At 69.1% G+C, this 6,424-nt stretch carries 5 protein-coding genes; all 5 read right to left on the bottom strand.

What is annotated here, in order from left to right; all coding sequences use genetic code 11:
* A partial coding sequence (locus EGJ34_RS19840) for a non-ribosomal peptide synthetase (RefSeq protein ID WP_125362165.1) occupies positions 1 to 3,229 on the bottom strand: 3,229 nt, incomplete at its 3' end.
* A complete protein-coding gene (locus EGJ34_RS19845; RefSeq protein ID WP_125362166.1) occupies positions 3,226 to 3,483 on the bottom strand; it encodes a phosphopantetheine-binding protein in 258 nt (85 codons plus the stop codon). The genes EGJ34_RS19840 and EGJ34_RS19845, both read right to left, overlap by 4 nt.
* Positions 3,480 to 4,115 carry an isochorismatase family protein gene (locus EGJ34_RS19850; protein ID WP_125362167.1) on the bottom strand — a complete coding sequence of 212 codons (636 nt, stop codon included), beginning with the start codon at positions 4,113 to 4,115 and terminating at the stop codon, positions 3,480 to 3,482. The genes EGJ34_RS19845 and EGJ34_RS19850 overlap by 4 nt, the downstream gene beginning before the upstream one ends.
* Positions 4,115 to 5,767, bottom strand: coding sequence for an AMP-binding protein (locus EGJ34_RS19855; RefSeq protein ID WP_125362169.1), 1,653 nt, complete (start codon positions 5,765 to 5,767; stop codon positions 4,115 to 4,117). Before EGJ34_RS19855 ends, EGJ34_RS19850 begins: the two co-directional genes overlap by 1 nt.
* A gap of 2 nt (positions 5,768 to 5,769) precedes the next feature.
* On the bottom strand, positions 5,770 to 6,424 hold a 655-nt coding region (locus tag EGJ34_RS19860; protein WP_125362168.1), incomplete at its 5' end, for an isochorismate synthase.

Here is a 6,424-nt window from a genome sequence, read left to right on the forward strand (position 1 = left end):
GGCCGAACACCGCGCGTGCGGGCCGCAGCGCGTTGGCCAGCTCGCGATAGTTCCAGGCGATGCCGCCGGCCGGATGGATCACGAACAACGGTGCCCGGCCCGCTTCGCCCTGGGCCAGGGTGATCAGCGGACCCAGCCCGTGATCGGGTTCGACGGCCGGCGTATCCAACCGCGCGGCCAGCGCCGCCACCGTGGGGTGTTCGAACACGCTGCCCAGGCCCGGGTCCTGCGTCCAGTGCTGCTGGATCTCCAGCAGCAGCCGCACGGCACTCAGCGAATCACCGCCCAGCGCGAAGAAGTCCGCATCCGCATCCACCGGGGCGGGCAATCCCAGCACCTGCGCAAACAGCTCGGCCAGCACCTGTTCGCTTGCCGTTGCCGCGGCGCGGCCTGCTACCACCTGCATCGCCGGCGCAGGCAGCGCATCACGATCCAGCTTCCCGTTCGCAGTGACCGGCCAGTGATCGACGGGCACGAACGCCGACGGCACCATGTAGCCGGGCAGGTGCTGCAGCGCGTGCTGACGCAGGGCCGCAGGTTCAATCGCCGTGCCGGAGACATACGCCACCAGCATCGCATCGCGCAGCAGCACCGCCACCCGGTCCACCGCCGGAACCGCGCGCAGCACGGCCTCGATCTCACCCAGCTCGATGCGCAGGCCGCGCAGCTTCACCTGATGGTCGCTGCGCCCCAGGTACTCCACGGCACCGTCGCGACGCCAGCGCGCCCGGTCGCCGGTGCGGTACATCCGCGTACCAGGCACATGCGGGTCGGCGATGAAGCGTTCGGCGGTCAGGTCGTCCCGCCCCAGGTAACCGCGGGCCAGCTGCACCCCGCCCAGATACAGGTCACCGGGCACGCCGTCGGGCACTGCGCGCAGCTGTGCGTCCAGCACATACAGACGGGTGTTCCAGACCGGGTAGCCGATCGGTACCGGCTGCGAGGTGTCCTCGGCAGCGGCCGGCCACCAGCTCACATCCACGGCCGCTTCGGTGGGACCGTACAGGTTGTGCAGCTGTGCCTGCATGCGCGCGTGGAAACGGTCGCGCAGCGCCGCATCCAGTGCCTCGCCACTGGTGAACACCTGACGAAGCGCAAGTTCCCGCGATTCCGGTACCGCCAGGAAGGCGTCCAGCATCGAGGGCACAAAATGCACCGTGCTGATCTTCGCGCTACGGATCAATCGCGCCAACGCCTGCGGGTCGCGATGCAGGTCCGGCGCGGCGATCACCAGCGTGCCGCCGCTGATCAACGGCAGGAAGAACTCCCATACGGACACATCGAAGGTCGCCGGCGTCTTCTGCAGCACGCGGTCGGCGGCGTTGAAGCCGTAGTGATGCCGCATCCACTGCAGACGGTTGACGATGGCGCGATGCTCGACCAGCACACCTTTCGGCTCGCCAGTGGAGCCGGAGGTGAAAATCACATAGGCCGCGTCGGCAGGCTGCACGCTGTCATCCAGCGCGCCCGACGCCTGGTTGCTCCAGTCCGCTGGCGTCAGTACCGGGAGGCCGTCGAAGCGCGCCGCCGCATCTGCATCGGCAAGCACGCACACCGGCTGTCCGATCTGCAGCACCCGACGCAGGCGCGCATCCGGATGCGACAGGTCCACCGGCAGGTAGGCACCGCCTGCACGCAGCACCGCCACCAGCGCCACCAGCAGCGACATGGAACGCGGCAGCGCCACGACCACGCGGCTTTCGCGCTTTACCCCCTGTGCCCGCAGCTGCAGTGCCAGCGCCCGGCTGCGTACTTCCAGCGCCGCATAGCTGAGCGATTCGCCCTCGAACTCCAGCGCGATGGCATCCGGCGTGGCCTGCATCTGCGCCAGCAACAACCCCGTCAGCGAAACATCTTCGACCGGATGCGTAGTGGCGTTGACCGCATGCAGCCACCGCTGCGTCTCATCCGGCGTGGCCAGCGGAATGCCCCCCATGCAGCCGCCCTCGCCCAGCACGCGCAGCCCCTGCGCCACGAAATGCGGCAGGCGCGCGGCATGCGCCGCCATCGCGGTGCGGTCGAACAGGGCCGGGTTGGCTTCGATCTCCAGCTGCAGGCCGGTCACGGCATCGCCGCGGAAGCCAAAGGTGATCTCGTCCACCGGCCCGGTGCCCAGAACCTCCAGCGTCGCCGTGGCCCCCTGCCACGGCAGCGGCCGATAGAACGGCTGCACGTTCACCAGCGGACCGTGCAGGCGATGCTGGCGGCCGACCCAACCCAGGTCGCGACGCAGCTGCTCACCCCGATAGCGGCCATGTCGACGTCCTCGCACCAGGTCACGCACGGTCTCGCGCAGGTACGCCTCCACGCTGTCCCCATCGCGTGCATGCGTCCGCAACGGCAGCACGTTCATCACCATGGCCGGCACCCGCGCCGAGGCGCTGCCCAGCCGCCCCATGCTCGGCACGCCCAGTACCGCTTCGGCCTGTGCGGTCATGCGCTGGCAATAGGCCGCCACCAGCGCGGTCAGCAGGTCTGGCCACGGCTGCCCGATCTGCCCGGCGGCGGTGTGCAGTGCCGCACACAAGTCGGCTGAAACCGGCCATACACCGCGCAGCGCATCCGCCGCAGGCGCAACCGCGCTGCCGGCCTCGGCCGGAACTGCATCGGACATGTAGCTCTGCCACCACGCCGCGTCGGTGCTGCGGCGCTCGCTGCTGCGATAGGTTCCGTCCTCGTCGAGTACGGGTGCCCAAGGCTGCAGGGCTGCCTGTGCCGCGTCCCCGGCATACAGCGCACAGACGCGCTCCCCCAGCAGCGCCATGCCGTAGCCGTCGGTGGCCAGGTGATGCACCCGCAGGTACCAGACATGCTGCTGCGGTCCCAGCACGAACAGGCGCTGCTGGGCGATGCGGTCACGTTGCGGGTCGACCGGCGTCAGCCGGTCCCGGTCCATGGCCTCGCGCGCGGCCTGCGCCGGGTCCGCTGCGCCGGACAGGTCTACGACCTGCAGGCGTGGCACGTGCACGGGATCCAGCCACTGCTCCGGCAGGCCATCGGCGCGCTCGGCGAAGCGCAGCGCCAGCGTGCTGGCCTCCACCGCCATCTGATCGGCAGCGGACACGAAGCGTGCGATGTCCAGCGCGCCATCGAACCACACCGCATGGGCAGTATTGAACGCAGCCGGTGCGGCCGCCAGTCGCTGCGCGTACCACAGACCGGTCTGTGCCTCGCTCAGGCCATGCCGGCGCGCCACGTCCTCGGCGGCCGCGACCGCATGTCCGCTCATGCCGGAGCCGTGCCTTGCAGACGCTGCACGACGTTCCACCACGCGCGCAGCGTGGTGTGCTCGGCCAGATGACCGAACTCGAGCGGAATGCCGGTGTTGCCCCAGGCCAGCACCAGCCCAAGCACGCGCATGGAGTCCAGTCCCAGATCCATCAGATGATCATCGTCGCCCACCACATCGGGGGTTTCGCCGAGCATGCCGGCAATGTCGGCGCGCATGCGCTCGAGGGTCAGCGGAGTGGTGTCGGTGGTCATGCCAGCTGCTCCAGCAGGGTATCGGTGGTCAATGGCACGCCGGTGGTGCGGGCGATCCAGTGCAGCGCCAGGTCATGGTCGGCGCGCGAGAAATCCGCCACCGCGTCGGCGGCAATGAAGGCTTCGATGTCACGCTGGAACGCCTCGCTCACCGTGGCGGTGCATCCAATATGCGCGTACACCCCGGTCACCAGCAGCTGGTCACGGCCACGTGCGCGCATCATCGTTTCCAGGTTGCTGCGTTGGAACGCGCTGTAGCGGTGCTTGACCAGCACATGGTCGCCGGCCGCAGGAGCCAGCGCGTCGATGATGGTTTCGTGTTCAGCGATGGCCTGCATGCCCGGACCCCACAGGTCCGCCTGCAGCCCACGGTCACGTCGATCCTGGTTGCCGCGCTGGGCGGTGTAGAACACCGGAATGCCGCGCTGGCGGCAGTGCTGCAGCAGGCGTGCGATGTTGGCGATGGCCGGTGCCAGCGGGCTGGCATCGACGGCGAACGCGGCCAGGAAATACTGCTGCATGTCATGCACCAGCAGTGCGGCGCGGTCGGTCTGCAAAGTCCACGGTCCACGCGGCGCAGGCAGTTCCGCTGCAACTGGCAGCGGATACGGAGCAATCTTCGGCAGCGCCATCAGCGCGGTTCTCCAGTCTGTTGCAGATGATGGTCGCGCAGCTGCGCACGCAGCTCGCGACGGCTGATCTTGCCGACGGCGGTGGTGCCAAATGCCGGCACGAACACTACCTGGTCGGGCACCTTGAACGCGGCCACGCCCCGCCCGCGCACCCACGCCTTCAGCTGAGCAGCCGTCGGCGCGTCGCCCTGGGCGATCACGAAGGCGCAGCTGCGCTCGCCCAGATACGGATCCGGAATCGACACCACCGCCGCGTCGAACACGGCACTGTGGGCGAGCAGATGGTCCTCGATTTCCTCGGCGGAGATCTTCTCACCGGCCCGGTTGATGTGGTCACCGGCACGGCCCTGTACCACCAGATAGCCGCCCGGCAGCTGCTGCACGCGGTCGCCGGTGCGGTAGAAACCGTCTTCGGTGAACGAACGCGCATTGGCACCGGGGTCGTTGTGATAGGCCCCGATGGTGTACGGCCCGCGCGTGAGCAGATGCCCCACTTCGCCCGGTGCCACCGGGTGGCCGTGGTCGTCCAGCACCAGCACTTCGTCGTCCGGCGAGATCGGCCGTCCCTGCGTGCCCAGCACGAGGTCTTCGGCATCATGCAGACGGGTGTAGTTGACCAGCCCCTCGGCCATGCCGAACACCTGCTGCAGCTGGCAGCCCAACCCATCGACCACGCGGCGTGCGGCTTCCGGCACCAGTTTGGCCCCGCCGACCTGCATCACCTGCAGGCTGGACAGGTCGTGTGCGCTCGCCGGAGCAGCCTGCGCCCACAGCAGCGCCAGCGGCGGCACCAGCCCTACGCAGGTGACCTGCTCGCGCGCGATCAGCGGGAACGCCACGTCCGGCCCGGGACCCGGGCTCAGCACCACCCGCGCGCCGGCATACAGCGCGCCGAGGAAACCGGGCGAGCTCATCGGGAAGTTGTGCGCGGCCGGCAGTGCGACCATGTACACCGTGCTGCGGTTGATCGCGCATATCTCGTTGCTGGCGCGCACCGAATACAGATAGTCGTCGTGGGTGCGGGGAATCAGCTTGGACAGGCCGGTGCTGCCACCAGACAGCTGCAGGAACGCCACCGACTGCGGGTCGGGATCGGGCGGCAGCGTGGCCGTGTCGCCGTCCAGCGACGCCACGGTCGCGAATTCCTCACCGTCACCGCTGATCAGCACGTGCTGCAACGCCGGTCGTGCGGCCTGCAGTTCGCGCGCCAGTGTGCGGTAGTCGAAGCCTTCGTACTGCGCGCTGGCGATGTAGGCGTTGGCCTGGGCCTTGTCCAGCGCATGGCTGACTTCGGTGAAACGGTGCGCTGGCAACGCATACACCGGAATCAGGCCGGCGCGGAACAGCCCGAACACCACCGCGATGAAATCGGCGGTATTGCCCAGCTGCACCACCACCCGGTCGCCCGGACACAGCCCGCGTGCGAGCAGACCGGACCCGATCCGCCCGGCGTACTGCCAGAGCTGCGCGTAGGTCAGCCGCACGTCGCCGCCAATCACCGCGACGTCATCGGCGTAAGCCTCGGCACGTGCGCGCAGCATCCCCGGCAGGGTTTCGCCCCGCCAGTAGCCGGCCGCGCGGTAACGCGCCACGCGTGCCGCCGGCCAGATCTGCGCCAGTGGCAGGCGCGCGTGCGCGTCGTTGGAGTGCATCATCATGAAACGTTTTCCGTTGAAGCCGCGTGGCCGACGCCCAGGGCGCTCAGCAGTGCGGTGAATTTCGCTGCCGTTTCGGCAACTTCGAACTCAGGCTGCGAGCCGGTCACAATGCCGGCGCCCGCGAACACCTGCGCGTGCGCGCCCTGCACGCGTGCGCAGCGGATCGCCACGTACCATTCGCCGTCGCCCTCGGCATCCATCCAGCCCACCGCACCGGCGTAGAAGCCACGTGGATTCGGTTCCAGCCGGCGAATGCTGTACATCGCATCGTCGCGCGGCGTGCCGCACACCGCCGGGGTGGGATGCAGCGCGGCCAGCAGCGTCGCCACCGGCGTGGACGGGTCGCGCAGGGTCGCATGAATACGTGTGCCCAGGTGCCACATGCTGGCGGTGGAATGCAGTTCCGGTGCCTTTGGTGCGCGGATGTCGCTGCACCACGGCGTCAGTGCTTCGACAATGGCCTCGACCACATAACGGTGCTCGTCATGGTCCTTGGCCGAACCCAGCAGTGCCTCGGCCGCCGCCGCATCTTCGACTGGATCCGCACTGCGGCGCGCCGAACCGGCCAGCGGATGCGAATACACCGTCCGCCCCTGCCGCGACACCAGCAGCTCCGGGCTGGCCCCCACCAGCCACGCCGGCGGCCGGCGC

This window comes from Stenotrophomonas sp. 278 (assembly GCF_003935715.1).
Classification (GTDB): Bacteria; Pseudomonadota; Gammaproteobacteria; order Xanthomonadales; family Xanthomonadaceae; genus Stenotrophomonas; species Stenotrophomonas maltophilia_AH.

Bases quoted from the DNA above. Each gene is read 5' to 3' on its own strand.
- EGJ34_RS19845 (WP_125362166.1), bottom strand. From the start codon at position 3,483: ATGACCACCGACACCACTCCGCTGACCCTCGAGCGCATGCGCGCCGAC.
- EGJ34_RS19850 (WP_125362167.1), bottom strand. From the start codon at position 4,115: ATGGCGCTGCCGAAGATTGCTCCGTATCCGCTGCCAGTTGCAGCGGAA.
- EGJ34_RS19855 (WP_125362169.1), bottom strand. From the start codon at position 5,767: ATGCACTCCAACGACGCGCACGCGCGCCTGCCACTGGCGCAGATCTGG.